Consider the following 26,992-nt stretch of genomic DNA (forward strand, 5'->3'; position numbering starts at 1 on the left):
GTGTAAGTGCACAAGGGAGCTTGACTGTGAGACGTACATGTCGAGCAGGGACGAAAGTCGGGACTAGTGATCCGGCACCGGCAAGTGGAAGCGGTGTCGCTCAACGGATAAAAGGTACCCCGGGGATAACAGGCTGATCTTCCCCAAGAGTCCATATCGACGGGATGGTTTGGCACCTCGATGTCGGCTCGTCGCATCCTGGGGCTGGAGTAGGTCCCAAGGGTTGGGCTGTTCGCCCATTAAAGCGGCACGCGAGCTGGGTTTAGAACGTCGTGAGACAGTTCGGTCTCTATCCGCCGCGCGCGTAAGAAACTTGAGGAAACCTGTCCCTAGTACGAGAGGACCGGGACGGACGAACCTCTGGTGTGCCAGTTGTCCTACCAAGGGCACCGCTGGTTAGCTACGTTCGGAAGGGATAACCGCTGAAAGCATCTAAGCGGGAAGCCTGTTCCAAGATGAGGTTTCTCACCCTCTTAGCAGGGGTAAGGCCCCCCACAGACCATGGGGTAGATAGGCCAGAACTGGAAGCCCGGTAACGGGTGCAGGTGACTGGTACTAATCGGCCGAGGACTTACAACCAAAACATGTAAAAACTGTTTCGCATCCACTGTGCAATATCTGAAACAACACACACATCTCAAAAAAAGATAAATAGGCCAGAGACGTGTGTACTGGTTTCATAAAGTTACGGCGGCTATAGCGGAGGGGAAACGCCCGGCCCCATTCCGAACCCGGAAGCTAAGCCCTCCAGCGCCAATGGTACTGCACCCTAATCAGTGTGGGAGAGTAGGACACCGCCGAACACAACTTACTGAAGCCCCCCGCTTACGCGGGGGGCTTCAGTGCTTTCTGGGTACATCGACGTCGAGCAGGCTCCATGGAGACGGTCTTTGCTTAGATGAGTCCATGGCATCCCTGGTCACCGGTCCGTCGCTGGTCGAGTCTTATCTCCAGCACATCCACAGTTCCTGCTACGCCGGCGGGGGCGGCGAGCTGGCGGATTACATCCCAGAACTGGCCCGGGTGGACCCGAATCGGTTCGGGCTGTCCCTGGCGCTGCACGATGGCTACGTCTACTCGATCGCCGACGCGGATATCGGTTTCACCATCCAATCGGTGTCGAAACCACTTACGTATGCCCTTGCGTTGACCCACAAGGGTTTTGATGCTGTCGACGAGCGGATTGGTGTCGAACCGTCCGGTGAGGCGTTCAACGAGATCAGCGTGGACTCTCGTCGACGGCCAAGGAACCCGATGATCAATGCCGGGGCCATTCTCTCCGCTTCGCTGCTTCTGGAAACTCAACCGGACGTGGACAAGGCGTTCACCGAACTACTCGAGTTCTACTCGGCGTGCGCAGGCAGGCAGCTCGCACTCGACGCCGACGTCTACGCGTCAGAGATGCGGACCGGCGCACGGAACAGGGCGATCGCCTACATGTTGCAGAGTTTCGGCATGCTCCGGGCGGCGCCCGAGGACGCAATCGATCTGTACTTCAGGCAGTGCTCGTTGATCGTGACGACCGACGACCTCGCGACGATCGGAGGAACCCTTGCCAACGGCGGCGTCAATCCGCGCACGGGTCGGCGTGCAGTAGGGCAGGCGGTTGTCCAGCGGGTGCTGAGTGTGATGACCACCTGCGGAATGTACGACGGAGCCGGCGACTGGGTGACCACCGTCGGACTTCCTGCGAAAAGCGGTGTCGGGGGCGGAATCATGGCCGTCCTGCCCGGACAGCTGGGGATCGGTGTCTACTCGCCTCTGCTCGATGAGCACGGCAACAGCGTCAGGGGAGTGAGCGCATGTAAGCGCTTGTCGTCCGACCTCGGGTTGCACATGTTCAACGTCGCTCGGGAGAGTCGGGTGACCATCCGGTCGTTCTATTCGGCACGCGAGATCGACATCGTGTCCGACAGGTCCGACCATGAACGGCGATATCTGAACGGGCAACGAGATCGCATCCGGATATACGAGCTCCAGGGTGACCTGACCTTTTCGGGCACGGAGAGCGTACTGAGGCGACTGCGTGCTGCAGTCGCGGAGTTCGATGTCGCCATCCTGGACATGAGCCGCGTCGATCACGTGGACCAGGTATCCCGCTCGATGTTCTCCGGTGCCAGCGAGAACATCAACGGGGCCGCGCGGACGGCAGTGATCGTCGATCCCGACGGAGTGGTGGTACGACGCAATGCGCACGTCGCCGAGCCGAGTCCTGGCGCGGAGTATGTGGTGACCACGATGAGAGAGGCAATCACGCGAGCGGAGGACTTCCTTCTGAAGGTCGCGGTTGACCGTACCTAAATGGTCGCGTCCCCGGAATCGTGGAGAGACAGCAACGTGAGCGCCGCGAGAGTCTGCCCATCGCAGATCTGGCCCGCTCGCGCCGCTGTCCGGACCTCGGCGACCGTCCACCATCGCGCGTCCATGTCCTGTTCTTCGTGCTCTCGTGCGGCTGCTCCCGTGTGTAAGCCCTCGGCGAGAAACACCACTTGCCGCTGACTGCTGAATCCTGGCGCCACGTCCAACACGCCGATCTGGGTGAGGCTGTCGGCCGCCAGACCTGTCTCTTCCGCGAGCTCGCGGACAGCGAGATCCGGCGGCGGAACGTGTGCTCGATCGGGTGCGGTACCCGCGGGGAACTCCCAACGTCGCGCCCCCACCGCGTACCGGAATTGTTCGACGAGAAAAAGCCGGTCGCCGTCCCGTGGGATCACCACAACGCCTGTCGGCTTGTCGACCACGCTGTAGATCCCAGGACTCCCGTCGGCTCGCAGTATCTGATCTTCTCTCAATGACATCCAGGGGTTGGCGTAGATCTCCGAGGAGGAGACTCGTTTGATCGACACATGGACCACAATATTGCCGACCCCGGCACGGCGTGGAGAACGTGCGCTCGTGCGCGCCTAAGGTGGACGTCGTGCGTCTAGTTATCGCGACTTGCCAGGTGGACTATGTGGGCCGGTTGACAGCTCATCTGCCGATGGCCCGTCGGCTCCTGCTGATCAAATCCGACGGCTCGGTGAGCATCCATGCCGACGACCGTGCGTACAAGCCACTCAACTGGATGAGCCCACCCTGCTGGCTGGTGGAGGAAGATTCCGCCGCCCCTGAAGGGCCGCGGCTGTGGGTGGTGACCAACAAAGCCGGTGAAGAGCTCCGGATCACCATCACCGACATCGAGCACGATTCCAGTCATGAACTGGGTGTCGACCCCGGTCTGGTGAAGGACGGCGTAGAGGCGCACCTACAGGAGCTTCTGGCTGAGCATGTGGAGACGCTCGGCAGCGGGTACTCCCTGGTGCGGCGCGAGTACATGACCGCGATCGGTCCGGTCGATCTGCTGTGCCGGGACGCCGACGGTGTGTCGGTGGCAGTGGAGATCAAACGCCGCGGGGAGATCGATGGCGTCGAACAACTGACCCGCTATCTGGAGCTGATGAATCGCGACCCTCTGTTGGCTCCCGTGCAAGGGGTATTCGCTGCCCAGCAGATCAAGCCGCAAGCGCGGACACTGGCAACCGATCGCGGAATACGGTGCGTCACACTCGATTACGACAAACTCCGGGGGACCGAGAGTACCGAGTTCCGACTGTTCTAGGACAGGTGCAACGGTGCTGGAGCGGATCGAACCCGGGCCTGACGGCACCGATTATTACGTGCGGCCCATTTCCGGGCAACGTGCGGTCAAGGACTATCGCTGCCCACACTGCAGTCAGGTGATCTTCGTGGGTACACCTCACGTGGTCGCGTGGCCGGTCGACGACTACGGCGGGCCGGACCGCATCGATGACCGCCGCCACTGGCATACCGGTTGCTGGCGCAGACGCATCCACAGGCGGCGTCCAACCAGGTGAAGAGGAATGGCCGGGAAAGTCGCCTTGGACCGACCTCGTCAGCCGTCGCGGTGATCAGCGGTAGGAGGCGCTGACCGTGTCGTTGTCGGCGGCCGCGGCCTCGTCTGTCTCGCCATCGTGCTTGGCCGCGTCGGCGGTGTCCGCAGGCTCTTCCGAATCCCGTTCGCCGGCAGCTTTACTCGGCTGATCGAGCCGCGCATTCTCGGACAGGTCTTTGTTGAGCAGGCCCTTGGTGTCCGGGTCGAGTAGTTCGGGCTCGTTCTCGACCTCGGCGAGTAGCTGTGGCACATCGTCGAGCTGACTTCGCACCTCGGCGAGTTGCGCCAGCATACGGGCGCGCAGTGTTCGGATCTGCTCGGTGACTTCCTGTGCCCGAGTGATCCTTTCGGTAGCCGCCGAGGCCGCGCGTTGTCGGGTGCTCTCCGCTTCTGCTCGCGCGGTGTCCAACCGCTCTTTCGCCTCGGCCTTGCTGGTGGCTTCGAGCTGCTTCGCCTGCTCCAGGGCTTCCTTGCGGCGGGCGGCCATCGTGGTGTCGAAATCTTCTTGGATGCGCTCGCGATTGCTCTGCGCCCGGGCATCGAGTTCCTCGGCCCTGGCTTTGGCGTCGGCGAGGATGCGCGCCGCCTCTTCGCGCGCGGCATGCATGGTCGCCTCGTGCTCGGCGTTCATCGCCTCGCGACGCTCGTTCATCTCCTGCGTCTGCCTGGCAATCTCCTGGCGGTGCTCTTCAGCTTCTTGCCTGGCTATCGAGAGAGTTTCTGCCGCTTCGGCTTCCGATCGTGCCCGGATCTCCGACGCCTCGTCGGACGCAAGTCGCAACATGCTCGAGACGCGCTCGCTCATGCCTTGCACCGTGGTCGGGGGTACGGAGAGCTTGTTCACCTCACGGCGGAGCTCTTCGATCTCCTCGCGCGCGAGTTCCAAGTTGTCGGCGAGTTCGCGCGCATTCGCGGTGGCAGCGTCACGATCTGCGGCTATGACTCGCATCTCGGCGTCGAAACGACGAAAGAAGTCGATGACCTGATCACGGTCGTAACCGCGCATGACCGTGGCAAAAGGCAGTCCGGACGCAGATGTGGCCTCGTGAGATGGCATGGCCGCAATTTTACGCTGCACGGGCGTCAAAGCGGTTCAAGCCGGTGGACAGCATGAACTGTGTTACCGCACTGCAACGCTGGGCTACTGCCGGCCAGGCGCACCAGCCGTGAAGGTGACGAACGGGGCCGACTCAGTGAGCGGCTGCAGGCTCCACCAGTTCGAGGAGGACACCACCGGCATCCTTGGGATGGATGAAGTTGATGCGTGAGTTCGCGGTGCCGCGGCGGGGTGCGTCGTAGAGCACCCGCAACCCGTTGGCGACGAGCCGCCGGGTGACCTCTTCGACATCGGTGACGCGCACGGCCATCTGCTGCAGACCCGGGCCGTTACGGTCGATGAACTTGGCGATGGTGGACGTCTCGTCGATGGGGGAGAGCAACTGGATCAGAGCGTGTGACTTCTCGGCGCCTGCAGGCCCGACCATCGCTTCGACGACGCCCTGGGCTTCGTTCGTCTCCTCGTGCAGGCACACCAGGCCCAGGTTGTCGAGATACCAGGCCTTTGCCGCCTCGAGGTCGGGGACGGCGATACCTACGTGGTCGATCGCGGTGACCAGTTCGCCGATGGACGTCAGTACCGCTGACTGGGGGTTCTGTTCCGGAGCACTCATGGTCTAAAGGTAGCGTTGTGAGTGGTTGCGCCACCATTCAGCCAGCTTTGACGAGAGGTCAGAAGTAGATGTCGACATCGGTAATCGTATCCGGAGCCCGCACCCCGATCGGACGATTGATGGGTTCGCTCAAGGATTTCAGCGCAGTGGACCTGGGCGCGATCGCCATCCGCGGCGCCCTGGAAAAGGCCAAGGTTCCTGCCTCCGAGGTCGAGTACGTGATCATGGGTCAGGTCCTGGGTGCCGGAGCCGGGCAGATGCCCGCCAAACAGACCGCCGTCAAAGCCGGTATCGGCTGGGACGTCCCGGCGCTGTCCATCAACAAGATGTGTCTGTCGGGCATCGACGCGATCGCACTGGCCGATCAACTGATCCGCGCCGGTGAGTTCGATTGCGTGGTGGCCGGTGGCCAGGAGTCGATGACGCAGGCGCCGCACATCCTCCCGGGTAGCCGTGGTGGATTCAAGTACGGCAACACCGAGCTGGTCGACCACATGGCCTTCGACGGACTCCACGATCCGTTCACCGATCAGCCGATGGGCGCTCTGACCGAGCAGCAGAACGACGTCGAGTCGTTCACCCGCGAACAGCAAGACGCGTACGCGGCAGAATCCCACCAGCGCGCGGCCGCGGCCTGGAAGAACGGCCTCTTCGCGGACGAGGTGGTCCCGGTGAGCATCCCGCAGCGCAAGGGCGATCCCATCGAGTTCGCCGAGGACGAGGGCATTCGCGCGGACACCACCGCAGATTCACTCGCCCGGTTGCGTCCCGCGTTCCGTAAGGACGGCACGATCACCGCAGGCAACTCGTCGCAGATCTCGGACGGCGCCGCAGCGGTCGTGGTGATGAGCAAAGACAAGGCAACCGAGCTGGGACTGGAATGGCTGGCCGAGATCGGGCCCCACGGCGTGGTCGCCGGACCGGATTCCACGCTGCAGCACCAGCCGTCGCGGGCCATCCTGAAGGCCTGTAAGCGTGCCGGCATCGAACCTGCCGATCTCGATCTCGTCGAGATCAACGAGGCGTTCGCCGCAGTGGGTCTGGCGGCCACCGCCGAGCTGGGGCTCAGTGACGACAAGGTCAACGTCAACGGCGGTGCGATCGCTTTCGGTCACCCGATCGGTGTGTCCGGTGCGCGGATCACTCTGCACCTTGCCTTCGAACTGGCCCGCCGTGGCGGCGGTACCGGAGTAGCAGCGCTCTGCGGAGCCGGCGGCCAGGGTGACGCGCTGATCATCAAGGTGCCCGCACAATGATCTCCACCGACCTCACCGCAAAGATCTTCCGTGTTGTTGCCATCGCTGAGGCCGTGACCTGGCTGGCCCTGCTGATCGCCATGTTCTTCAAATGGGTCCTCGGCCATGAAGAGGCCGTCGCCATTCCGGGCATGACGCACGGGGTGGTCTTCGTGGCCTACATCGTGGTTGCTCTGTTCACTGCGTGGCGCCTGCGGTGGAGCCTGGTCACGACCGGACTCGCCCTCGTTGCGAGCATCCCACCGTTCGGAACCCTGATCTTCGAGATCTGGGCCAAGCGGAACAGACATCTCGACGCGACCGACGCCCCGACCCGGGCCGCCACCTCCTGACAACGCATACCGCCGCCAGCGCGCACGCGTCACGTGCCGTGCGCGTGGCGGTGTCCGGCATCTTTGCCCTTAACGGTCTGTTGGCATCGATGTGGGTCGCCCACATCCCGGTGATCCAGGACCGAACGGGCGTCGACAACGCGACTCTCGGTGGACTGTTGCTGACGTTGGGCGCATCGGCGTTTGTCGGCATGCAGCTGCTCGGACCACTGATCGACCGTTTCGGCTCGCGAGGACCCACTGTGATCAGCGCAATCGCGTTGGCTGTTGCGATCGTTCTGCCGGGCCTGGCCACCGGACCGATCACCCTTGCGGCGGCAATGGTGATGTTCGGATTCTGCAACGGTGCCCTCGATGTCTCCATGAACACGCAGGCCGTGCTCATCGAACGGATCTATGGCCGCCCGATCATGTCCTCGATCCACGGGTTCTTCTCGATCGGCGGACTGGTCGGCTCAGGGGCGGTCGCCGCCACCCTCGCAGTGGACTTGCCCCTGCTGGCCACGTTGGGGACTTGCTGCGCACTGGCGATCTGCTGCGCTTTGTTGTTGTCGAACACTCTGATCACCGGCAACACCGACGGAGAGCCAGGCGAACCCGGCGAGACAGGAGACGCCGCCGCGTCGCGGCGGCCGTGGGGAAGGATCGCCCTGCTGGCCGCGGTTGCTTTCGGTCTGATGCTGGCCGAAGGAACCGCCTACGACTGGAGTGCGCTGTACCTGGTGGAACGTTACGACCAGCCGGAGGCCGTCGGAGCAATCGCATTCGGCGCATTCAGCGCCACGATGGTGGTCGGACGCTTCTCGGCCGACACGGTGAGTACGCGGCTGGGACCGGTTGCGGTACTGCGCCTGGGATCTGCGATCGCCATGGTCGGTATGACGTTGGTGATCTGTTCGCCGACACCGGTGCTCAGTGTCATCGGATGGGCGATCTTCGGCCTCGGAGTGGCAGGCGGGGTGCCGCAGCTGTTCACCGCGGCCGGCAACATCTCCAGCCGGTCCAGTGGCCAGACCATCTCACTGGTTGTCGGGTGCGGGTACGTCGGAATGCTTGCGGGACCCGCGGTGATCGGTCCGGTGAGCAGTTGGTTCTCTCTCGGCATCGCGCTCTGGATCGCTGCAGCCGGCATGGCGTTCGCGTTCGTGGCGGCGCCGGTGGTCCGGCCGCGTGCGGGTGACGCCGGGTCTGGGCAGAAACATGCGTCCGCTGCTGGCGAACGCGGGCGGACCGGGGCACCACACGGTCTCTGACCGTGCCAGACTGGACGGGTGAGCAGACCGCAACCACGTCAACAGGCTGCTGCCCGAGCTGCAGCGGCGATGTCCGGGGCAGTGGATCTGTCCGTTCTCAAAGAGCGGGCCGATGCCCAACACGCACAACCCAACCGGCCGGCGACGCCGCCCGCGTCGGGCCCGCCCACCTCGGCATCACCAGTGCCGGCAGGCGGCGCCTTTCCTGCCGTCTATGACGTCACCGAAGCCGACTTCGAGTCCGATGTCGTCGCACGTTCGGAACAAGTGCTGGTACTCGTCGATCTCTGGGCAACCTGGTGTGGGCCCTGCAAACAACTCTCACCGACGCTAGAAGCCCTTGCGCAGCAGTCGGGAGGCAAGTGGGTGCTGGCCAAGGTCGACGTGGACGCCAACCCCCGCATCGCGCAGCTGTTCGGGGTCCAGTCGATCCCGACCGTGGTGGCGATCGCCGGTGGCCAGCCGGTGTCGGCTTTCGCCGGCGCACAGCCTGCCGCCCAGATCCAGGGGTGGGTCGACGACATCCTGGCCAAGTACGAACACACCTTCACCGGAGCTCCGGCTGACGACTCCGATGAGCCGCAGCCCGAACCGGTCGATCCACGGATGGCAGCGGCCGAAGACAAGCTGAACAGTGGCGACATCGACGGTGCTCTCGCCGACTACAGGGACATCGCGGCGTCCGAACCCGACAACGTCGAGGCCGCATCGCTTGTCCGCAATCTCGAGTTCGTATCGAGGGCACAAGGCCACGATCCCGCGTCGCTCACGGACCTCGAGGCCGACGACGTCGATGGCCACCTGGCGGCCGCGGATGTCGAACTGTTGAATCAGCAGCCGGAGGCAGCCTTCGACCGCATCGTTGCGGTGATCGCGAAGACCAGTGGCGACGAGCGGACCAGGGCAAGGACCCGGCTGCTGGAACTGTTCGAGCTGTTCGACCCGGCGGAGCCGTTTGTGGTCGCGGCCCGGCGCAAGCTGGCGACCGCCCTGTATTGACCGACTCTGTACTGAGCGACCCTGCACTGACCGACTCCTGACGGCCGATTCAGCACTGACCTGTCGAGACCTACGGGTCGTAGCGGGCGCAGCCCTTCTCGTCACCGAAGTAACCGGCCGAGAAGGCCGCGATCCGTGAGAACCCGCTCGGTAACGACCGACCGGCCACATCGCTGGCGACCGCGCCACTCACGAGTAGACCCGACACCAATTCGTCGAGGTCACCTCCGCGCAGCGTGAACGTTCCGGAGTCCGCTGTCGACCGTGCCCACCGGCCGGTGAAACAGGCAGCCCGGGCCGCGGTCACCGGCTGGTCCAGCACTTGGCCTCGCGCGCGTTGTGTCGCAAGTGAATACCGGGAAGCGACAAGCGAATACGCACTGAAGTCCCCACCGATGAAGCTCGGCAGCCCAGACGGTCCGCTGGTTCCGTTGGTCGCGATCAGGGCTAGTTCATCAGGGTCCATCGAGACGGTGTTGGTGTCCGGGCAGAACGCGACAGGCAGCGCGGCCTGTTGGTCGGACGTCCCGCCGCACGGTTGCTCGATCCGGTCGGTGAGCACCGACGGCCGGGCGGTGTCCGGCAGGTCGAAGAACGCCTCGACCGACTGCACCACCGACTCCAGGCCGGCTTCGGTGAACGGGGAGGTGTCGATGGCCCCGGCATTGTCGAACCTCGGTGGCATCTGGTCACGCAGGTCGTCGATCGTCAGTTCGGTGATCGCTGCGCACGTCGCCGGTCCAGACCGAAAACCCTTCTCGAACGCGAGGGCCCGCTCGAAGGCGGTGCCGTGATCGGACCGGCCCCGGCGGCTGTCGCGTGCGGAGATCAGCGCGGCCACCGCGGTGTTGAGCCCGTCCCCGGTGTTGATCTGAAGGAACTCGCCGTTGCCTTCGGCGATCCACCGGATGAAGTTCCCGGAGAGACAGTCGGCCTGCTGCTCGCTGACGATGGGCGAGGTGTCCTTGTCGAAACCGCCGATCATCTGGATGTAGTGGCCGTATTCGTGCGCGATCACCGTGACAGGCGCCATCGGACCGAATGCGTCCGCCAAAGCCGGCATCAGAACTCCGCGGTCCCAGCCGATCTCATCGCGCGTGGGGCAGAAGGCCGCATTGACCTGACCGAAGGTCGGTTCGTTGCAGAACAGCACCGACCGGCTCTGGGGAGACTCGGCATCCCATGAGACGAAGGACAGGCCGGTTTTGAAACTCGTTTTGAAGGCGGGCTCGAATGCCTGCTTCCAGTACGTCTCCAGGTCTGCCAGCGCGGCACCCATCAGGTCGTCGATCTCACCGTCGTCGCCCCCGCGGATGTCGAGCGCCGTGTCCGCCGCGTCATCACGGAGTCCGTTGGGCCCGTCTGTGACGGGAAGCCCGGCGACGGTGAACGGGTCGGCGTACGCCGACACCGCTTCACCGCTGACCACCTGACGCTCCTCGCGCGTGGCGCACGCCGATACGAGCATCAGACAGGCCCCCACCAGCGCACCGATCAGAACCGGCGTTCGCCGGGAGCTATGGGCCACGACCAAACTCTAGCCGCGCCGATCCGTGCTAGTCGGTGGCGGCTGCCGGAGTGAGCCAGATGGCACCATTCGCCGGAAGCGTGAGGCGAGCACAGGCCGGTCGACCATGCCACGATTCTTCCTCGGCGATGACCTGCCCGAGGTTGCCTTCCCCGCTGCCGGCGTAGGACGGCGCATCGGTGTTCAGCACTTCGTCCCACGAACCCGTCAGCGGTAGTCCCACCCGGTAGTCGGTGCGAGTGGTGCCGGAGAAGTTGAATACGCAGGCCATCACCGAACCGTCGGATCCCCATCTCAGAAAACTGATGATGTTGCCCGCGGTGTCGTTGGCGTCGATCCAGGAATAGCCATTCGGCGTGATGTCCTGGCTGTAGAGAGCAGGGTGACGTTTGTAGACGCTGTTGAGGTCGGAGACCAGCGACTGGACTCCGCTGTGCAGCTCACCTTCCCAGCCCTCGAGTTGCTCCCAGGCCAGGCTGCGCTCCTCCGACCACTCAGGGGTCTGTGCGAACTCTTGGCCCATGAACAACAGTTGCTTGCCCGGGTGGGCCCACATGTACGCGAGCAGCGCGCGGACCCCAGCCGCCTTCGTCCTGGAATCTCCCGGCATCCGCGACCACAGCGTGCCTTTGCCGTGCACCACCTCATCGTGGCTGATCGGCAACACGAAGTTCTCGCTCCACGCGTACATCAGCGAGAAGGTGATCTCGTGGTGGTGGAAGCTGCGATGGATCTGGTCACGCCCGAGGAACCCGAGCGTGTCGTGCATCCATCCCATGTTCCACTTCATCGAGAAGCCGAGGCCTCCGAGGTTGGTGGTGCGGGTGACGCCCGGCCACGAGGTGGACTCCTCGGCGACCGTGACCACCCCGGGGTGATGCTTGTGGACGGTCGCGTTCATCTCCTGGATGAACTGCACGGCCTCGAGGTTCTCGCGGCCGCCGTGGATGTTCGGCGTCCAGCCCCCTTCGGGCCTGGAGTAGTCGAGGTACAACATCGATGCGACGGCGTCCACCCGTAAGCCGTCGATGTGGAACTGGTCAAACCAGTAGAGCGCGTTCGCGACCAGGAAGTTACGGACCTCGTTGCGTCCGAAGTCGAACACGTACGTGCCCCAGTCGAGCTGCTCGCCTCGCTGAGGGTCGCCGTGCTCGTAGAGCGCGGTGCCGTCGAAGCGGGCCAGCGCCCAGGCGTCCTTCGGGAAGTGGGCGGGCACCCAGTCCACGATCACGCCGATCCCGAGCGAATGCAGGTGATCGACGAAGAACCGGAAATCGTCAGGACTTCCGAAGCGTGACGTGGGGGCGTAGTACGACGTGACCTGGTATCCCCATGAACCGCCGAACGGGTGCTCCGACACGGGCAGCAACTCGACATGTGTGAAGCCGAGTTCGATGACGTAGTCACCGAGTTGTTCGGCCAGCTCACGGTAGGTGAGGCCTTGTCTCCACGAGCCCAGATGGACCTCGTAGACGCTCATCGGTTCGATGGTGGCGTCGGACTCTTCACGCTGGGCAACCCATGTGTCGTCCGACCATTCGAACGACGTCTCGGGGATGACAGATGCGGTCTTGGGCGGGATCTCGGTGGCGCGGGCCATGGGGTCGGCCTTTTCGCGCACCACCCCGTCATTGCCGGTGATCCGGTACTTGTAGGTGGTACCCGGTCCGATGTCGGGGATGAACACCTCCCACACCCCGCTGGAACCGAGGGACCGCATCGGCGCCGTGTGACCACGCCAACCGTCGAAGCTCCCGATCACGGTGACGCCCTGGGCATTGGGTGCCCACACGGCAAAACTCGTCCCGGTCACCTCGCCGTCAGGTGTGGAGTACACACGTGATTGCGGTCCGAGGATCTCCCAGAGCCGCTCGTGGCGGCCTTCGGTGAAGAGATGGATGTCGAGTTCGCCGAGACTCGGCAGGAATCGGTATCCATCGGCGACCACGAACTCCCGGTCCGCCACTCCCGATTCGTCCGCGGGATAGCTCACCCGGTATCGGTAGTCGATCAGGTCGGTCAGCGGCACGGCCGCGACGAACAATCCCGATTCCTGGTGTGTCAGTGGGTAGTCGACTCCACCGATCACGGCGCTCACCGACACGGCATCGGGTTTGAGCGTGCGCAGGATGGTGTGGTCACCGGCCGGATGTGCTCCCAGTAGACCGTGCGGATTGTGATGTGTACCCGACAGCAATCGATGCAGATCACCTTCGGTCACAGCTGCGTCGGGTGCCTCGGAGGCGGCGGCGCTCATGACGGAGTCCGGAACGACAGGGCCGCGCGGGCCTCTTCGGGCATGGGGGGCAACGCGACCACGTGGGCCACCTGACGCCAGGGTTCGAGCCGAACATAGTTGGCCTGACCCCAGTGGAAGTTCTCGCCGGTCACCTCGTCGACTCCGCTGAAGCGGTCCTGCCAGTCATAGCCGAGTGAGGACATGTCCAGCCACAGGGTGGATTCTTCTGCTCCATAAGGATTGATGTTCACCACGACAACCACCGTATCCCCGGTTTTCGGATCGAACTTCGAATATGCGATCAGTGCGTCGTTGTCCACGTGGTGGAACTTGAGGTACCGCAGCTGTTGGAGCGCCGGATGCCGTCGGCGGATCTCGTTGAGCGAGCGAAGCCAGTTCTCCAACGACTCGCCCCGGCTCGCAGCACCTTTGTAATCCCGTGGCCGGAGCTGATATTTCTCCGAATCCAGGTATTCCTCGCTGCCCTCGCGTACCGCCTGGCCCTCATACAACTCGTAGCCGCTGTACACGCCCCACGTCGGCGACAGCGTCGCCGCCAGCGCGGCACGTAACGCGAACATTCCGGGGCCGCCGTGCTGCAGACTTTCGTGCAGGATGTCGGGCGTGTTGACAAAGAGGTTGGGGCGGGCGATGTCGGCGTTCTCGGCCAGTTCGTTGCCGAACTCGGTCAACTCCCACTTGGCGGTCCGCCACGTGAAGTAGGTGTAGGACTGCGTGAACCCGAGTTTCGCCAGGCCGTAGAGGCGGGCGGGCCGGGTGAATGCCTCGGCCAGGAACAGCACGTCGGGGTCGCGCTTCTTCACCTCGATGATCAGCCACTCCCAGAAGTCTGGTGGCTTGGTGTGAGGGTTGTCGACCCGAAAGATCTTGACGCCCTGGGCAACCCAGTGCAGCACCACCTTCAGGACGCCTCTGAATATCCCGTTGCGGTCGTCGTCGAAGTTCAGGGGGTAGATGTCTTGATACTTCTTGGGTGGGTTCTCGGCGTAGCGAATGCTGCCGTCGGGTTCGATCGTGAACCAGTCGGGGTGCTCGGTGGTCCACGGATGGTCCGGAGCGCATTGCAACGCCAGGTCGAGAGCCACCTCCATGCCGAGCTCCTCGGCGCGGTGGCGGAAGTAGTGGAAGTCGTCGAGTGACCCGAGGCGGGGATGGATGGCGTCGTGGCCACCGTCTGCAGACCCGATGGCCCACGGGGAACCCACATCTTCTGGTCCAGCGGTGACGGAGTTGTTCGGTCCCTTGCGATTCACCTCTCCGATCGGGTGGATCGGGGGCAGGTAGACCACATCAAATCCCATGTCGGCGATGCGGGGAAGGTCCTCGGCCGCAGTCAGGAACGTGCCGTGCACCGGATGTCCCTCGTTGTCCCATCCGCCGGTGGAACGAGGGAACAACTCGTACCAGGATCCGAACAGTGCCCTGGTGCGGTCCACCCAGACCCGGTGGGTGCGGCTCTTGGTGATCAGTTCGCGAACGGGGTGATCGGTCAGCAATTGAGCTACTTCGGCCGAGAGCGCCGGTCCGACACGATCGGGCAGATCGGCATTGCCATCACGCAAGGATGCCGATGCGCCCGCGACGACGTCGCGATCACTCGGGGGGACGAGGTCGAGGGCCCGGTCCAGGAGGCGGGCCCCGCGCTCGATGTCGTTGGCGAGCTCCGCACTTCCCTGACCCGCGGCGAGCTTCTTGTCCATCGCGTCGCGCCAGGTGGTGAACGGATCACTCCATGCGTCGATGCGGTACGTCCAATATCCGATGCTGGTCGGACTGAAGACGGCGTTGAAGGTATCTGGTTCTGCTGCCGGGACCATCCGGACGTCGAAGGTGCCGCCGCGGGCGGGACCTTCCACGTGCAGAGTGGCCGCCACCGCGTCATGGCCTTCGCGCCAGACTGTTGCGGTGACTGGAAAAGTCTCTCCGACAACCGCTTTCGCGGCAAACTGTCCGGATGAGACTACCGGGGCAATGTCATCGATCCCGATGCGCCCTATCAATGAGTCCGCCACCTTTCGAGAGTGTTGTCGCCCAACGCTGTCATGTCGTCGCGTGCACCACCACCGTAGGCGACCCGGGCCCGATCGGCTCGGGCTCGGACACCCTCACCCGGCGCCGGCGCCCTGCAATCGGGTCAGTGCACCCCGTACCAGCTGGGCATCGGTGGTCCGCCAAAAAGGTGGTAACGACGCGAGTAGGTAGTTTCCATAGCGTGCCGTCGCCAAACGTGAGTCGAGCACGGCCACCACTCCTCGGTCGGACGTCGACCGGAGTAGACGGCCCGTACCCTGCGCCATCAACAGCGCCGCGTGGGTGGCAGCGATGGCCATGAAGCCGTTGCCTCCTCGGGCCGCAACCGCACGCTGACGCGCCATCAGCAGGGGATCGTCCGGTCGTGGGAAGGGGATCCGGTCGATGAGGACGAGGTTGAGTGACGGGCCCGGCACGTCCACCCCCTGCCACAACGAGAGAGTGCCGAACAGACAGGTCTTCTCGTCTGCGGCGAACTCTTTCACCAGGGCCCCCGTCGCGCCGTCGCCCTGGCAGAGGACCGGGAGCTCGATCCGGGTGCGAACGGCCTCGGCTGCCTCTTTGGCGGCGCGCATCGAAGAGAACAGCCCGAGCGTGCGGCCGCCTGCGGCGGTGATCAATTCCACCATCTCGTCGAGCGTGCGGGTGGAGATGCCGTCGCGGCCCGGTGCGGGCAGATGTTTTGCGACATACAGAATTGCGGCCTTCTGATGGTCGAAGGGGGAGCCGACGTCGAGCCCGTTCCACCGCATCTTCTTCTCATCGGACGGCGGCGGCTTGCCGATTGCGGTGATGCTCTGCGCCGATTTGATTGCGTCGGAGTCGACGTCGGATCCGGCATCGCCGCTGCGGTGTGGCGGCAATCCCCAGCCGGCCGCCAACCCGTCGAACGAACCGCCGACGGTCAGTGTGGCCGACGTCAGGATCACTGTCGCCTTGGCGAACAGTGAGGCACGCAAGAGCCCGCCGACCGACAAGGGGGCCACCCTGAGCACGCGTTTGCGTTCACCTCGCACCAGGTCGTCCCCGACCCAGACGACGTCCAGGCGGCGCGATTCGTCGGGATCGTCGAACGCCGCCAGAATCCGCACGGCGGTGTCGTGCATCTCTTCCAGAGAGGTGAGCGCGGCCGAGCGGGCGGCACTGGCGTCGGCGTCCACCTCGCCACTTCGTTTGGCGGGCCCGATGGCGGTGTGCGCCTTCCACAGACGGTCACGCAACGACGCGAGCGCCGGCGGAGCGCCGTCGGGGAGCCCGCTCCATCTGCCGGGTTCGAGCTGTTCGAGGAGGGACTCGATCAACTCGCCGCTGCCCTCGATGTCGTCGGCGATCTCCTGGTCGATCAACTTCCCGCAGCGCCGGGCCACACCTGCGATGGAAGTGCCCGAGATCTCTGCGGTGGCCACAGCTGTGATCCGGTCGGCGAGTTCGTGGGCCTCGTCGACCACCACCACGTCGTGGTCGGGCAGGATCGTGGCCTGGCTCATCGCGTCGATGGCCAGCAGCGCGTGGTTGGTCACAACGAGATCGGCCGCGCCTGCCTTCGCCTTCGCCTTCTCGGCAAAGCAGTCGGCCCCGTACGAGCAATTGGTTGCTCCCAAGCACTCTCTCGCGCTGACGCTGACCTGTCGCCAGGCCCGGTCCGATACGCCGGGCTCGAGGTCGTCGCGGTCACCGGTATCGGTGTCCGACGACCATTCGCGGACTCGCGTGACCTCGCGTCCCATCCGAGATGCGGTGAAAGCGTCGAAGAGTTCCCCGTCGGGTTCCTCGATGGTTCCGGCATGGATTTTGTTGAGGCACAGATAGTTTCCTCGGCCCTTGAGGATCGCGAACTCTGGTGCACGGCCGAGAGGTTTGGTGAGCGCTTTTGCGGTGCGCGGGAGATCGCGGTCGACGAGCTGGCGTTGCAAGGCGATGGTCGCAGTCGACACCACCACCGTGTGCCCGGTGTCCACGGCATGGCGCAGCGACGGCACCAGGTACGCGAGGGACTTACCGGTTCCGGTGCCTGCCTGGACGGCCAGATGTTCCCCGGTGTCGATCGAATGTGCCACGGCTGAAGCCATTTTGAGCTGACCATCACGTTTGGCGCCTCCGAGCGCCTGCACCGCGGAGGCGAGCAGTTCGGGTACCTCGGGTATGGACGTCACCGTGATCGCCCACGGCGGCTCAGGTCTGTGTCATGCCACCAGATCATGCGGGACGGTCCGCCGCGGACACACCGGTGATCACGCCGATGCCGGCCTCGGTCATCCGGGCAATGGCTGTCTTGGTGGTGTCCGGGCTGACTCCGGCGGTGTAGCGCAACAACACCCGTGTGGTGAAACCGGACGCCTGTGCGTCGAGCGCGGTCGCCACCACGCAGTGGTCGGTTGTCAGTCCCACGATGTCGACGGCGTTGATCTGCTTGTCTCTCAACCAGTCCGCCAATCCGGCACCGGAATCGTCGAATCCCTCGAACCCGGAGTACGCCGCGCTGTATTCACCCTTGCTGAACACAGCATCGAGTGTGTCGGTGGCAAGCGAGGGGTGGAAGTCCACTCCCGGCGTCCCTTTGACACAGTGCGGTGGCCAGCTGTCGACGAAGTCGGGGTTGTCGGAGAAGTGGTCGCCGGGGTCGATGTGATGGTCGCGGGTGGCCACGATCGCGTGGTACCCGTGGTCGCGGCTGATGTAAGCGGTCACGGCTGCGGCGACGGCACCGCCGCCTTTGACGGCAAGAGATCCGCCTTCACAGAAATCGTTCTGCACGTCGACGATGAGCAAGGCGGTGCGGATGGGTTCGCTCACATCATTCCCCTCACGGTGCGATGAATCGGGTCGGGATGGCGGGATCCCCATGCGAGAGTCCCAAACCTTCCCACGGAAGCGAGACCAGGCCTGCGGCGAGGTGGTCACGCGATTGGGTCAGTGACGGTAGGCCTTCCACCGGTTTACCGCCCCTGACGAGTGGGATCTGAAGCGGTCGGGCGGGCAGGTCGAGCGTCGGTTCAGAGCCACCACTCGGGTAGATGACCTCCTCGACGATGGTGCCGGACTGTTTTGCGGTACGGACAGCGGTCTTGGCCCCGCCACGAGACTCCTTGTGACTGGCGCGTTTTGCGACAGGGAGTCCGTCGACCTCCACGAGCTTGTAGACCATACCTGCTGTCGGCGCACCGGATCCGGTGACCAGCGATGTGCCCACCCCGTAGACGTCGACCGGTTCGGCGCGTAGCGAAGCTATTGCGTATTCGTCGAGGTCTCCCGACACCACGATGCGTGTGCCGGTGGCACCGAGGTCGTCGAGTTGCTTGCGGACCTGGCGGGCGAGCACCCCGAGGTCGCCGGAGTCGATACGGACACCACCGAGCTGGGACCCGGCGACCTCGATCGCGTTGGCGACGCCCTGCGTGATGTCGTACGTGTCCACCAGCAAGGTGGTGCCGACACCGAGTTTGGCGATCTGGGCCGCAAAAGCGGTCTTCTCGTCGGGTCCGTCCGCGGTGGTGTGCACCAGGGTGAACGAGTGGGCGCTGGTGCCGGCGCTCGGTACGCCGTGGCGGTGGGCGGCTTCGAGGTTCGACGTGGCCGAGAGCCCGGCCAGGTACGCGGCTCGCGACGCGGCGACGGCCGCCTCCTCGTGGGTGCGTCGCGACCCCATCTCGATGATGGGCCGTGACCCTGCCGCGGTGACCATCCGGGCGGCGGCCGACGCGATGGCGCTGTCGTGGTTGAGCACCGACAACGCCAACGTCTCGAGCATGACGGCTTCGGCGAAAGTGCCGCGGACGGTGAGGATGGGCGAACCGGGGAAGTAGAGCTCGCCCTCGGCGTATCCGTTGATGTCTCCGGAGAACCGATAGTCGGCGAGCCACGACAGCGTCTCGTCGTCGAGGAACTTCTCGACCACCGCAAGCTGTTCGGGTCCGAAGGTGAAGTTGGTGAGCTGGTCGATCAGACGGCCGGTACCTGCGACGACGCCGTAACGACGCCCATCGGGCAGCCGCCGCGCGAAAACCTCGAAGGTGCACGTCCGATGGGCGCTCTGGTCGGCGAGTGCTGCGGCGACCATGGTGAGCTCATATTGATCGGTCAGCAGCGCTGTGTTCGAAGCGGTCACTATCGGTACCCTAGGGCCATGCGCGGACAGATGATGACCGCACCGCACCACTTCGGCCCTGTGTCGGCAGCGGGCGACGGTCAGCACGAGGCTACCCCGTCGAGTACCGCCGTCGCCGAACGTGACCAGGCAGTTGATCGGCCTTGGGTGACCATCGTGTGGGACGACCCGGTGAACCTGATGCGATACGTCACGTACGTGTTCCAGAAGCTGTTCGGGTACAGCGAGACACGGGCGGCGGAGCTGATGATGCAGGTGCACACCGAGGGCAAGGCGGTCGTGTCGACCGGTGACCGCGACAAGGTCGAATTGGATGTCCAAAAGCTCCACGCGGCAGGTCTGTGGGCCACTATGCAGCGGGACAGCTGAGCCGCGTGCGCAATTGGAAGCGGCGTGGTTCCGGCGAACGGCTCCGGATCACCACTGAGCTGGACTCTCACGAGTCGGATCTGATCGCATCTCTGATCACGTCGATGACCGAGTTGCTCGACGAACGGCAGTCCACGGCGCCGTCCGACGAACTCGCCGATCTCACCGGGATCGAGGCAGGACACTCCGAACCGCCGTCAGACGTGACGCTGGGGCGCCTGTTCCCAGATTTCCATCGACCCGACCAAGACGAGTCGACGTCGGTGGACGCGGTCACCGGAGATCTGAACGGCGCCCTGCGCAGTCTGCACGAACCGCACATCATCTCGGCCAAACAGCAAGCGGCCCAAGCAGTTCTGGACTCGTTGCCCAGCGGCGGCGGGCCGGTGTCGCTCACCGAGGCCGAGGCCGATCAGTGGCTCTCGGCGATCAACGACGTACGGCTCGCACTCGGTGCGATGATCGGGATCAGCGAGTCGACTCCCGATCAATTGCCCGAGGGTGATCCGATGGCTGCTCACCTCGACGTCTACCACTGGCTGACGGTTGTCCAGGAACTTCTTGTCGTCGCCCTGATCGGGAAATGATCTCGATGCGGGCCCGAAAGTGAGGAACAAGCCATGATTCCGGGGCCGACTGACTCGATCGCCGACGTGCGCGGCGTGCGAGTCGGACACCACCAGCGGGTCGACGACGAGGTCAGCGTGGCCACGGAAGATCAGGCCGGCGCGGGATGGGCCACGGGAACCACCGTCGTGCTGCTGCCGGACGGTGCAGTCGCGGCCGTGGACGTACGCGGCGGGGGCCCCGGCACCCGTGAAACCGACCTCCTCGATCCCACCAACACTGTGCAGCAAGCCCATGCCGTGGTCCTCACGGGCGGGAGCGCCTACGGTCTCGCCGCCGCCGACGGGGTGATGACATTCCTGGAGGAGCAGGGCACAGGTCTTGTCATGGACAAACAAGGTTCGGTGGTGCCGATCGTTCCCGCCGCGGTGATCTTCGACCTCGCTGTGGGCGACTGGTCGGCGCGGCCGGATCGCGAGTTCGGGGAGCGGGCGGCAGCAGCGGCGAGCACCGATGTGGCATCCGGTTCGGTGGGCGCAGGAGCCGGGGCACGGGCCGGCGAACTGAAAGGTGGCGTCGGGTCGGCGAGTATCCGCATCACCAGCGGGCCGGCCACGGGCATCACGGTGGCGGCGCTGGTGGTGGCGAATCCGGTCGGGGCAGTGATCGATCCGTCCACCGGTGTGCCCTGGGGTGCGGGTCCCTCAGAACTCGACTACTACGGGCTACGTCCTCCCGCAATCGAGGAGATTGCTCAACTGCGTTCGCTCACAACCAAATCAACGGCACTGAACACCACGATCGGGGTGATCGCCACCGATGCCGCTCTGGACCCGGCAGCGGCCACACGGGTTGCAATGACAGCGCACGACGGTCTGGCACGAGCCATTCGACCGGCGCACTCGCCGCTTGACGGGGACACATTGTTCGCTGTTGCCACCGGCGCAGTGACACCAACCCCGGGGGACGGCGAGGCACCGGCGATCCCGATGGGGATGAACCAGCAAGCTGCCCTCGTAGCGGTGGTCGGGGAAGCGGCGGCCACTGCCGTTCAGCGGGCCATCGTCAAGGCTGTCCTGTCGGCTGATCCGATTGCCGGAATACCGTCCTACCGCCAGACGTTGCCTTCAGCATTTGCACTTCGGTGACGGGTGCGTGACAACGGAGGTGGGAGTGCTCAACATCAGTCGATCGCTGGTGGACCAGATGGTGGCGCACGCCCGCGCCGACCATCCCGACGAGGCATGCGGGGTGATCGCCGGACCGGAGGGTTCGGACCGGCCCGAGCGGTTCATCGCGATGACAAACGCCGAGCGCAGCCCGACGTTCTACCGCTTCGACTCCGGGGAGCAGCTCAAGGTGTGGCGCGAGATGGATCGGGCCGACGAGGAGCCTGTGGTGATCTACCACTCGCACACCGCGACCGAGGCCTATCCGAGCCGAACCGACATCTCGTTCGCATCCGAACCGAATGCCCACTACGTGCTGATCTCGACCCGCGATGCCGACAGCGAGGAGATTCGCAGTTATCGGATCGTTGACGGCTCGGTCACCGAAGAACAGATCACCATCGACGACCACTAGCCGTGTGCCACAACGCACAGCACAGATCGGCCACAAATAAGGAGTTCGCCATGGCAGTAACCGTTTCCATCCCGACAATCTTGCGTACTTATACCGACGGCAACAAGCGGGTCGAGTCCAGTGGGGCGACGCTCGGTGAGTTGATCGACAACCTCGACGCCAGCCACGAGGGGCTCAAGGACCGGCTGATCGCGTCCGGCAAACTCCACCGCTTCGTCAACGTGTACGTCAACGACGAGGACGTACGGTTCTCCGGTGGCCTGGACACCTCCGTGGCGGACGGCGACGAGGTCACCATCCTGCCCGCGGTCGCCGGCGGCTGACCGTACCTCGATGACCCGCTACGAATCGCTGATCGACTCTGTCGGCGGCACCCCGCTCATTGGGCTGCAACGGCTGTCGCCGCGCTGGCACGCTGATGACAGCGGGCCGGCGATCCGGCTGTGGGCCAAGCTGGAGGACCGCAACCCGACCGGGTCGATCAAGGACCGACCGGCGCTGCGCATGATCGAGCAGGCCGAGACCGACGGCGCCCTCAAGCCGGGGGACACCATCCTGGAACCGACCAGCGGCAACACCGGCATCTCGCTGGCGATGGCCGCAAAACTCAAGGGCTACAAGCTCATCTGCGTGATGCCTGAGAACACGTCGATCGAACGACGTCAGCTGCTGACCATGTTCGGGGCGGAGATCATCTCCTCACCCGCGGCCGGCGGGTCGAACAAGGCCGTGGCGATGGCGAAGGAACTCGCGGTGGACAACCCCGATTGGGTGATGCTCTACCAATACGGCAATCCTGCGAATGCGCTCGCGCATTACGAGGGCACCGGTCCCGAGATCGTCGCCGACCTGCCGGAAATCACCCATTTCGTTGCCGGACTCGGCACCACCGGCACTCTCATGGGTGTCGGACGGTACCTGCGCGAGGCCCGTCCAGAAGTCCAGATCGTGGCTGCCGAACCGCGTTACGGCGACGAGGTCTACGGACTTCGCAACATCGATGAGGGTTTTGTGCCCGAGTTGTACGACGAGACGATCTTGTCGATGCGGTACTCGGTCGACAGCCACAACGCCGTTCGCCGCGTCCGGGAGCTGATCGAGAGCGAAGGAATCTTTGCCGGTATCTCGACCGGGGCCATTCTGCATGCTGCCCTCGGCGTTGCGCGCAAGGCCGGGAAGGCCGGTGAACGCGCGGACATCGCCTTTGTCGTGTGCGATGCCGGATGGAAGTATCTGTCGACGGGGGTGTACGAAGGTAGCCTCGACGAAGCAGGTGAAGGGCTCGAAGGCCATCTCTGGGCCTGATCAGCGGACATTGATCGGAGACACATGACCGGATCACTCGGCCCGTACGGCGGTGCCGGTGGCGGACTCACGCCATCCGGGTCCGCCGAGGCCAAGCGAACCTCTTGGCCGTTGTGGCTGCGGTCCGCGGTGGTCATCGTCGCGTTGACCGCCCTGCTGTACGTCGTCGAGGCGATCGACGCGGTGAGCGACCATGACCTGGACAGCGCGGGCATCGAGTCGCGCGAGACAGACGGTCTCTCGGGCATCGTGTTCTCGCCGTTCCTGCACGATGGGTGGGAACACCTGCTGGCCAACACGATTCCGGGGATGGTGCTCGGCTTCCTGGTTCTGATGGCCAAGCGGTTCATCGTCACGACACTCATCGTGTGGGTTGTGTCCGGTCTCGGTGTCTGGCTCTTCTCGCCGTCGTATGTCGTCACGGTCGGTGCCTCGGGCATCATCTTCGGCTGGCTCACCTACATCCTGGTTCGCGGCTTGTTCAACCGCGACATCTGGCAGATCTTGCTGGGCGTGGTGGTGTTCGTCGTTTACGGCGGTGTGCTGTGGGGCGTGGTCCCCACCGACGGCCGCGTCTCCTGGCAGGGCCATCTCTTCGGGGCGATCGGCGGAGTGCTGGCCGCGTGGTATCTCTCCGGCAAGGACCGTAAGCGCGGTGACGGCGCCGCGCCGACTCCCTACGGCGGCAACGGCATGGGCGCCAGCGGTTTCGGGAACAAGGGGGGCGCAGCCCTGTGAGCGCGGATGTGGACGCGCCGATCGGCATCTTCGATTCGGGGGTGGGCGGTCTCACCGTGGCGCGTGCGGTGATCGACCAGTTGCCGTCCGAGAACATCATCTACATCGGCGACACCGCCAACGGGCCTTACGGACCGTTGACCATTCCCCAGATCCGAGCGCACGCACTCGCCATCGGTGACGAGTTGGTCGATCGCGGTGTCAAGGCTCTTGTCATCGCCTGCAACACCGCATCGGCCGCCTGCCTGCGTGATGCTCGCGAGCGCTACCCCGTGCCCGTCATCGAGGTTGTGCTGCCCGCTGTTCGCCGTGCGGTGGCGGCGACCCGATCGGGTCGCATCGGTGTCATCGGCACCGAGGCCACCATCGCGTCTCGTGCCTATGAGGACTCCTTCGCCGCTGCCCAGAACGCGGTGATCACCTCGGTGCCCTGCCCACGGTTCGTCGACTTCGTCGAACGGGGGATCACCAGCGGTCGGCAGGTTCTCGGCCTCGCGCAGGGATACCTCGAGCCGCTGGCCCAGGCGGGCGTCGACACGGTGGTGCTCGGCTGCACGCACTATCCGATGCTGTCGGGTGTCATTCAGTTGGCCGTGGGAGATGAGGTCACCCTGGTCTCGAGCGCCGAAGAAACTGCCAAAGATGTGTTGCGGGTGCTGACATCCACAGACCTTCTACGACCGCCCTCCGACGTGCCCGCCGACCGCGTTTTTCAGGCCACCGGTGATCCCGAGATGTTCGCCCGGCTGGCTACACGTTTCCTCGGCCCTGCCATCGGCGCAGTTCAACACGCCTGATCGGCCGTCCGCCGACGGCAAGGTGAGCCGGCGTGGCAGCATGGCTGCATGCGTTTGACCGTGCTGGGTTGTTCGGGCAGTTTGGCGGGCCCGGATTCGCCGGCGTCCGGATATTTGCTAACGGTTCCCGGCGGCCAACCGGTGGTGATGGACTTCGGCCCCGGCGTCCTGGGTTCGTTGCAGCAGCATGCCGACCCCAACGAGGTCGCGGTGATGCTGAGCCATCTGCACGCCGACCATTGCCTTGATCTGCCCGGTCTGCTGGTGTGGCGCCGCTACAACCCGATTCCCGCCATCGGCAAGGGGACACTCATCGGACCTCCCGGAACAGCGGCCCGGATCGGCGCTGCATCATCGGAGTACCCGGGGAAGATCGACGACGTCAGCGACACGTTCGACGTGTCCACATGGACCGACCAGGAGGAGATCGAACTGGGCGGGATGAGAATCCTCGCCCGGAAGGTGAACCATCCACCTTCGACGTTCGGACTTCGCATCACCGGCCCGGGTGGCGAGGTACTGGCCTACAGCGGCGACACCGGCGTGTGCGATGAGCTCATCGAACTGGCCCAGGGCGCCGACGTGTTCCTCTGTGAGGCGTCGTGGACCCACGACCCGCAGAACAGGCCGCCGAACCTTCATCTGTCCGGCAGGGAGGCAGGCGAGGCCGCGGCCAAGGCCGGCGTCAAGAGCCTTGCCCTGACCCATCTTCCACCGTGGACCTGGCCCGACGACATGCTTGCCGAGGCCCGCGAGGTGTACGACGGCCCGATCCGCGTCGTGCGTCGCGACGAGCAGATCGATATCGGCTGACGAACTGCCGGGATGCTCGGACGAGATATCGGGCACCCGCCCACGGTGTCAGGTGGTGTCGATAGGGTGTCGGTGTGAGTAGACGCGCTGATGGCCGAGTAGACGACGAACTGCGGAAGGTCACCATCACCCGCGGATTCACCAACCACCCCGCCGGATCTGTGTTGGTGGAATTCGGACAGACCCGGGTGATGTGTACGGCCAGCGTCACCGAAGGCGTCCCGCGGTGGCGGCGCGGCTCGGGACTGGGCTGGCTGACCGCGGAATACGCGATGTTGCCCGCCGCCACGCACGATCGGTCCGACCGCGAGTCGGTCAAGGGCAAGGTCGGTGGACGCACCCAGGAGATCAGTCGCTTGATCGGCCGGTCGCTGCGTGCATGTATCGACCTGGCGGCGTTGGGGGAGAACACCATCGCCCTCGACTGTGATGTGCTCCAGGCCGACGGCGGCACCCGCACCGCAGCGATCACAGGCGCATACGTCGCGCTCTGCGACGCGGTCACCTATCTCAACGCCGCGGGCAAGCTGGCCGACCCCCAGCCGATCTCGTGCGCGATCGCCGCGGTGAGTGTCGGCGTCGTGGATGGCCGGGTGCGGATCGACCTTCCGTACGAAGAGGATTCGCGCGCCGAGGTGGACATGAACGTGGTCGCCACCGACACCGGCACCCTCGTCGAGATCCAGGGCACCGGCGAAGGTGCGACCTTCCCGCGATCGACCCTCGACCGCCTTCTCGACATGGCGATGCTCGGTACCGAGAAGATCTTCGAGGTTCAGCGCGAGGCTCTGGCCCTGCCGTACCCCGGCACGTTGCCCGAACCCGAGGTGTCCGGCAAGCGCAAGGCTTTCGGTAGCTGATGGCTCAGCGTCTCCTGGTCGCCAGCCGTAACAGTAAGAAGCTCGCCGAACTCCGGCGAGTCCTCGAGCGTGCCGGCATCAGCGGCCTCGAGGTCGTCGGTCTCGACGAGGTGCCTGAGTACGACGAGGCACCCGAGGCCGGCGCCACGTTTGAAGAGAATGCCCTCGCCAAGGCTCGGGACGGGTTTGCCGCCACCGGATTGGCCTGCATCGCAGACGATTCGGGCATCGAGGTGGATGCCTTGCGTGGTATGCCCGGCGTGTTGTCCGCCCGGTGGTCGGGCCGCCACGGCGACGATGAGGCGAACACCTCGCTGCTGCTCGGCCAGATGCGCGACGTACCTGCCGAGCGCCGAGGCGGGGCCTTTGTCTCCGCGTGCGCGCTGGTGACGGCCACCGGGGAGGTGGTGGTCCGCGGCGAATGGCGTGGCCGCATCGTCGATGCGCCCCTGGGCGACAACGGTTTCGGCTATGACCCCGTTTTTGTACCCGATGACGAGGCGGCGTGCGGACGGACAGCGGCCGAGTTGTCTGCATCCGAGAAGGACGCGCTCAGTCACCGCGGTCGTGCACTGACACAACTCGTGCCCGCCCTGCAGGAACTGGCACGGAGCTAGTCGCTCCTGGCCGGGC

The 26,992-nt window shown here is 64.8% G+C and carries 27 protein-coding genes and 2 rRNA genes; 20 read left to right on the plus strand and 9 right to left on the minus strand.

Annotated features, from left to right (window positions below):
• The 3 genes from CSW57_RS22080 to glsA all read left to right on the plus strand — a co-directional run.
• A 23S ribosomal RNA gene (locus CSW57_RS22080) occupies positions 1 to 580 on the plus strand; the annotation flags it as partial.
• A 106-nt stretch (positions 581 to 686) separates the two neighbouring features.
• Positions 687 to 803, plus strand: a 5S ribosomal RNA gene (gene rrf, locus CSW57_RS22085).
• 103 nt (positions 804 to 906) lie between these two features.
• Positions 907 to 2,301 (plus strand): glutaminase A, encoded by a 1,395-nt coding sequence (gene glsA, locus CSW57_RS22090; RefSeq protein ID WP_099384810.1) that lies wholly within the window; start codon positions 907 to 909, stop codon positions 2,299 to 2,301.
• Here the strand turns inward: glsA and CSW57_RS22095 are convergent.
• Positions 2,298 to 2,798: an NUDIX domain-containing protein gene (locus CSW57_RS22095; RefSeq protein ID WP_099385037.1), complete on the minus strand. Its 501-nt coding sequence runs from the start codon at positions 2,796 to 2,798 to the stop codon at positions 2,298 to 2,300. The two genes, glsA and CSW57_RS22095, sit on opposite strands and share 4 nt — an antisense overlap.
• Before the next feature lie 119 nt (positions 2,799 to 2,917).
• Between CSW57_RS22095 and nucS the strand changes: the two genes are divergently transcribed.
• Both nucS and CSW57_RS22105 read left to right on the plus strand, forming a co-directional pair.
• Positions 2,918 to 3,598, plus strand: a complete 681-nt coding sequence (gene nucS / locus CSW57_RS22100) for an endonuclease NucS (RefSeq protein ID WP_099385038.1) — start codon at positions 2,918 to 2,920, stop codon at positions 3,596 to 3,598.
• 13 nt (positions 3,599 to 3,611) lie between these two features.
• Positions 3,612 to 3,854 carry an ATP/GTP-binding protein gene (locus CSW57_RS22105; RefSeq protein WP_189339403.1) on the plus strand — a complete coding sequence of 81 codons (243 nt, stop codon included), beginning with the start codon at positions 3,612 to 3,614 and terminating at the stop codon, positions 3,852 to 3,854.
• A gap of 54 nt (positions 3,855 to 3,908) precedes the next feature.
• On the opposite strand, the gene CSW57_RS22110 is transcribed toward CSW57_RS22105, so the two are convergent.
• A complete protein-coding gene (locus tag CSW57_RS22110; RefSeq protein ID WP_189339404.1) occupies positions 3,909 to 4,949 on the minus strand; it encodes a hypothetical protein in 1,041 nt (346 codons plus the stop codon).
• 133 nt (positions 4,950 to 5,082) lie between these two features.
• Positions 5,083 to 5,562 carry a methylmalonyl-CoA epimerase gene (mce, locus tag CSW57_RS22115; RefSeq protein WP_030163870.1) on the minus strand — a complete coding sequence of 160 codons (480 nt, stop codon included), beginning with the start codon at positions 5,560 to 5,562 and terminating at the stop codon, positions 5,083 to 5,085.
• 68 nt (positions 5,563 to 5,630) lie between these two features.
• Here mce and CSW57_RS22120 point away from each other — a divergent pair, with 68 nt between their 5' ends.
• From CSW57_RS22120 to trxA, 4 genes are all read left to right on the plus strand, one after another.
• The gene (locus tag CSW57_RS22120; protein WP_099384811.1) at positions 5,631 to 6,818 is read left to right on the plus strand and encodes an acetyl-CoA C-acetyltransferase; all 1,188 of its coding nucleotides are present in this window, start codon (positions 5,631 to 5,633) and stop codon (positions 6,816 to 6,818) included.
• Positions 6,815 to 7,150 (plus strand): DUF3817 domain-containing protein, encoded by a 336-nt coding sequence (locus CSW57_RS22125; protein ID WP_099384812.1) that lies wholly within the window; start codon positions 6,815 to 6,817, stop codon positions 7,148 to 7,150. The genes CSW57_RS22120 and CSW57_RS22125 overlap by 4 nt, the downstream gene beginning before the upstream one ends.
• Positions 7,151 to 7,200: 50 nt before the next feature.
• Positions 7,201 to 8,403 carry an MFS transporter gene (locus tag CSW57_RS22130; protein ID WP_317615621.1) on the plus strand — a complete coding sequence of 401 codons (1,203 nt, stop codon included), beginning with the start codon at positions 7,201 to 7,203 and terminating at the stop codon, positions 8,401 to 8,403.
• A 69-nt stretch (positions 8,404 to 8,472) separates the two neighbouring features.
• A complete protein-coding gene (gene trxA / locus CSW57_RS22135) occupies positions 8,473 to 9,402 on the plus strand; it encodes a thioredoxin (protein WP_099384814.1) in 930 nt (309 codons plus the stop codon).
• A gap of 70 nt (positions 9,403 to 9,472) precedes the next feature.
• Here the strand turns inward: trxA and CSW57_RS22140 are convergent, their stop codons facing one another.
• The 6 genes from CSW57_RS22140 to CSW57_RS22165 form a co-directional block, all read right to left on the minus strand.
• On the minus strand, positions 9,473 to 10,930 hold the full coding sequence (locus CSW57_RS22140) for a hypothetical protein (protein ID WP_143696596.1): 1,458 nt from the start codon (positions 10,928 to 10,930) through the stop codon (positions 9,473 to 9,475).
• A gap of 28 nt (positions 10,931 to 10,958) precedes the next feature.
• A complete protein-coding gene (gene glgB / locus CSW57_RS22145) occupies positions 10,959 to 13,187 on the minus strand; it encodes a 1,4-alpha-glucan branching protein GlgB (protein WP_099384816.1) in 2,229 nt (742 codons plus the stop codon).
• Positions 13,184 to 15,190, minus strand: coding sequence for a maltotransferase domain-containing protein (locus CSW57_RS22150; protein ID WP_099385039.1), 2,007 nt, complete (start codon positions 15,188 to 15,190; stop codon positions 13,184 to 13,186). The genes glgB and CSW57_RS22150 overlap by 4 nt, the downstream gene beginning before the upstream one ends.
• A gap of 105 nt (positions 15,191 to 15,295) precedes the next feature.
• Positions 15,296 to 17,374: an ATP-dependent DNA helicase gene (locus tag CSW57_RS22155; protein ID WP_099384817.1), complete on the minus strand. Its 2,079-nt coding sequence runs from the start codon at positions 17,372 to 17,374 to the stop codon at positions 15,296 to 15,298.
• A gap of 43 nt (positions 17,375 to 17,417) precedes the next feature.
• The gene (locus CSW57_RS22160) at positions 17,418 to 18,014 is read right to left on the minus strand and encodes an isochorismatase family protein (protein ID WP_223249440.1); all 597 of its coding nucleotides are present in this window, start codon (positions 18,012 to 18,014) and stop codon (positions 17,418 to 17,420) included.
• A gap of 10 nt (positions 18,015 to 18,024) precedes the next feature.
• Positions 18,025 to 19,326, minus strand: a complete 1,302-nt coding sequence (locus CSW57_RS22165) for a nicotinate phosphoribosyltransferase (RefSeq protein ID WP_099384819.1) — start codon at positions 19,324 to 19,326, stop codon at positions 18,025 to 18,027.
• 33 nt (positions 19,327 to 19,359) lie between these two features.
• Here CSW57_RS22165 and clpS point away from each other — a divergent pair, with 33 nt between their 5' ends.
• The 11 genes from clpS (at position 19,360) to CSW57_RS22220 (ending at position 26,976) form a co-directional block, all read left to right on the plus strand.
• The gene (gene clpS / locus CSW57_RS22170; RefSeq protein ID WP_099385040.1) at positions 19,360 to 19,695 is read left to right on the plus strand and encodes an ATP-dependent Clp protease adapter ClpS; all 336 of its coding nucleotides are present in this window, start codon (positions 19,360 to 19,362) and stop codon (positions 19,693 to 19,695) included.
• A gap of 5 nt (positions 19,696 to 19,700) precedes the next feature.
• Positions 19,701 to 20,282 carry an oxidative stress transcriptional regulator AosR gene (gene aosR / locus CSW57_RS22175; protein ID WP_099385041.1) on the plus strand — a complete coding sequence of 194 codons (582 nt, stop codon included), beginning with the start codon at positions 19,701 to 19,703 and terminating at the stop codon, positions 20,280 to 20,282.
• A gap of 33 nt (positions 20,283 to 20,315) precedes the next feature.
• Complete coding sequence (locus CSW57_RS22180; RefSeq protein WP_099384820.1) at positions 20,316 to 21,410, plus strand: P1 family peptidase; 1,095 nt, start codon at positions 20,316 to 20,318, stop codon at positions 21,408 to 21,410.
• Between the two features lie 25 nt (positions 21,411 to 21,435).
• Positions 21,436 to 21,846 (plus strand): Mov34/MPN/PAD-1 family protein, encoded by a 411-nt coding sequence (locus tag CSW57_RS22185; RefSeq protein ID WP_099384821.1) that lies wholly within the window; start codon positions 21,436 to 21,438, stop codon positions 21,844 to 21,846.
• Positions 21,847 to 21,896: 50 nt separating this feature from the next.
• Positions 21,897 to 22,169: a MoaD/ThiS family protein gene (locus CSW57_RS22190; protein WP_023960627.1), complete on the plus strand. Its 273-nt coding sequence runs from the start codon at positions 21,897 to 21,899 to the stop codon at positions 22,167 to 22,169.
• A gap of 10 nt (positions 22,170 to 22,179) precedes the next feature.
• On the plus strand, positions 22,180 to 23,151 hold the full coding sequence (locus tag CSW57_RS22195) for a PLP-dependent cysteine synthase family protein (RefSeq protein WP_099384822.1): 972 nt from the start codon (positions 22,180 to 22,182) through the stop codon (positions 23,149 to 23,151).
• 24 nt (positions 23,152 to 23,175) lie between these two features.
• Positions 23,176 to 23,889 carry a rhomboid family intramembrane serine protease gene (locus tag CSW57_RS22200; RefSeq protein WP_099384823.1) on the plus strand — a complete coding sequence of 238 codons (714 nt, stop codon included), beginning with the start codon at positions 23,176 to 23,178 and terminating at the stop codon, positions 23,887 to 23,889.
• Entirely contained in the window at positions 23,886 to 24,686 is an 801-nt protein-coding gene (murI, locus tag CSW57_RS22205; RefSeq protein WP_062801263.1) for a glutamate racemase, read from the plus strand. Before CSW57_RS22200 ends, murI begins: the two co-directional genes overlap by 4 nt.
• A 48-nt stretch (positions 24,687 to 24,734) precedes the next feature.
• Positions 24,735 to 25,499: a cyclic nucleotide-degrading phosphodiesterase gene (locus CSW57_RS22210; protein WP_099384824.1), complete on the plus strand. Its 765-nt coding sequence runs from the start codon at positions 24,735 to 24,737 to the stop codon at positions 25,497 to 25,499.
• 74 nt (positions 25,500 to 25,573) lie between these two features.
• Positions 25,574 to 26,359, plus strand: coding sequence for a ribonuclease PH (gene rph / locus CSW57_RS22215; RefSeq protein ID WP_030163832.1), 786 nt, complete (start codon positions 25,574 to 25,576; stop codon positions 26,357 to 26,359).
• A complete protein-coding gene (locus CSW57_RS22220; RefSeq protein ID WP_099384825.1) occupies positions 26,359 to 26,976 on the plus strand; it encodes a non-canonical purine NTP pyrophosphatase in 618 nt (205 codons plus the stop codon). Before rph ends, CSW57_RS22220 begins: the two co-directional genes overlap by 1 nt.
• Positions 26,977 to 26,992: the final 16 nt, after the last annotated feature.

The organism is Williamsia muralis (genome assembly GCF_002735905.1).
GTDB lineage: Bacteria > Actinomycetota > Actinomycetes > Mycobacteriales > Mycobacteriaceae > Williamsia > Williamsia muralis_A.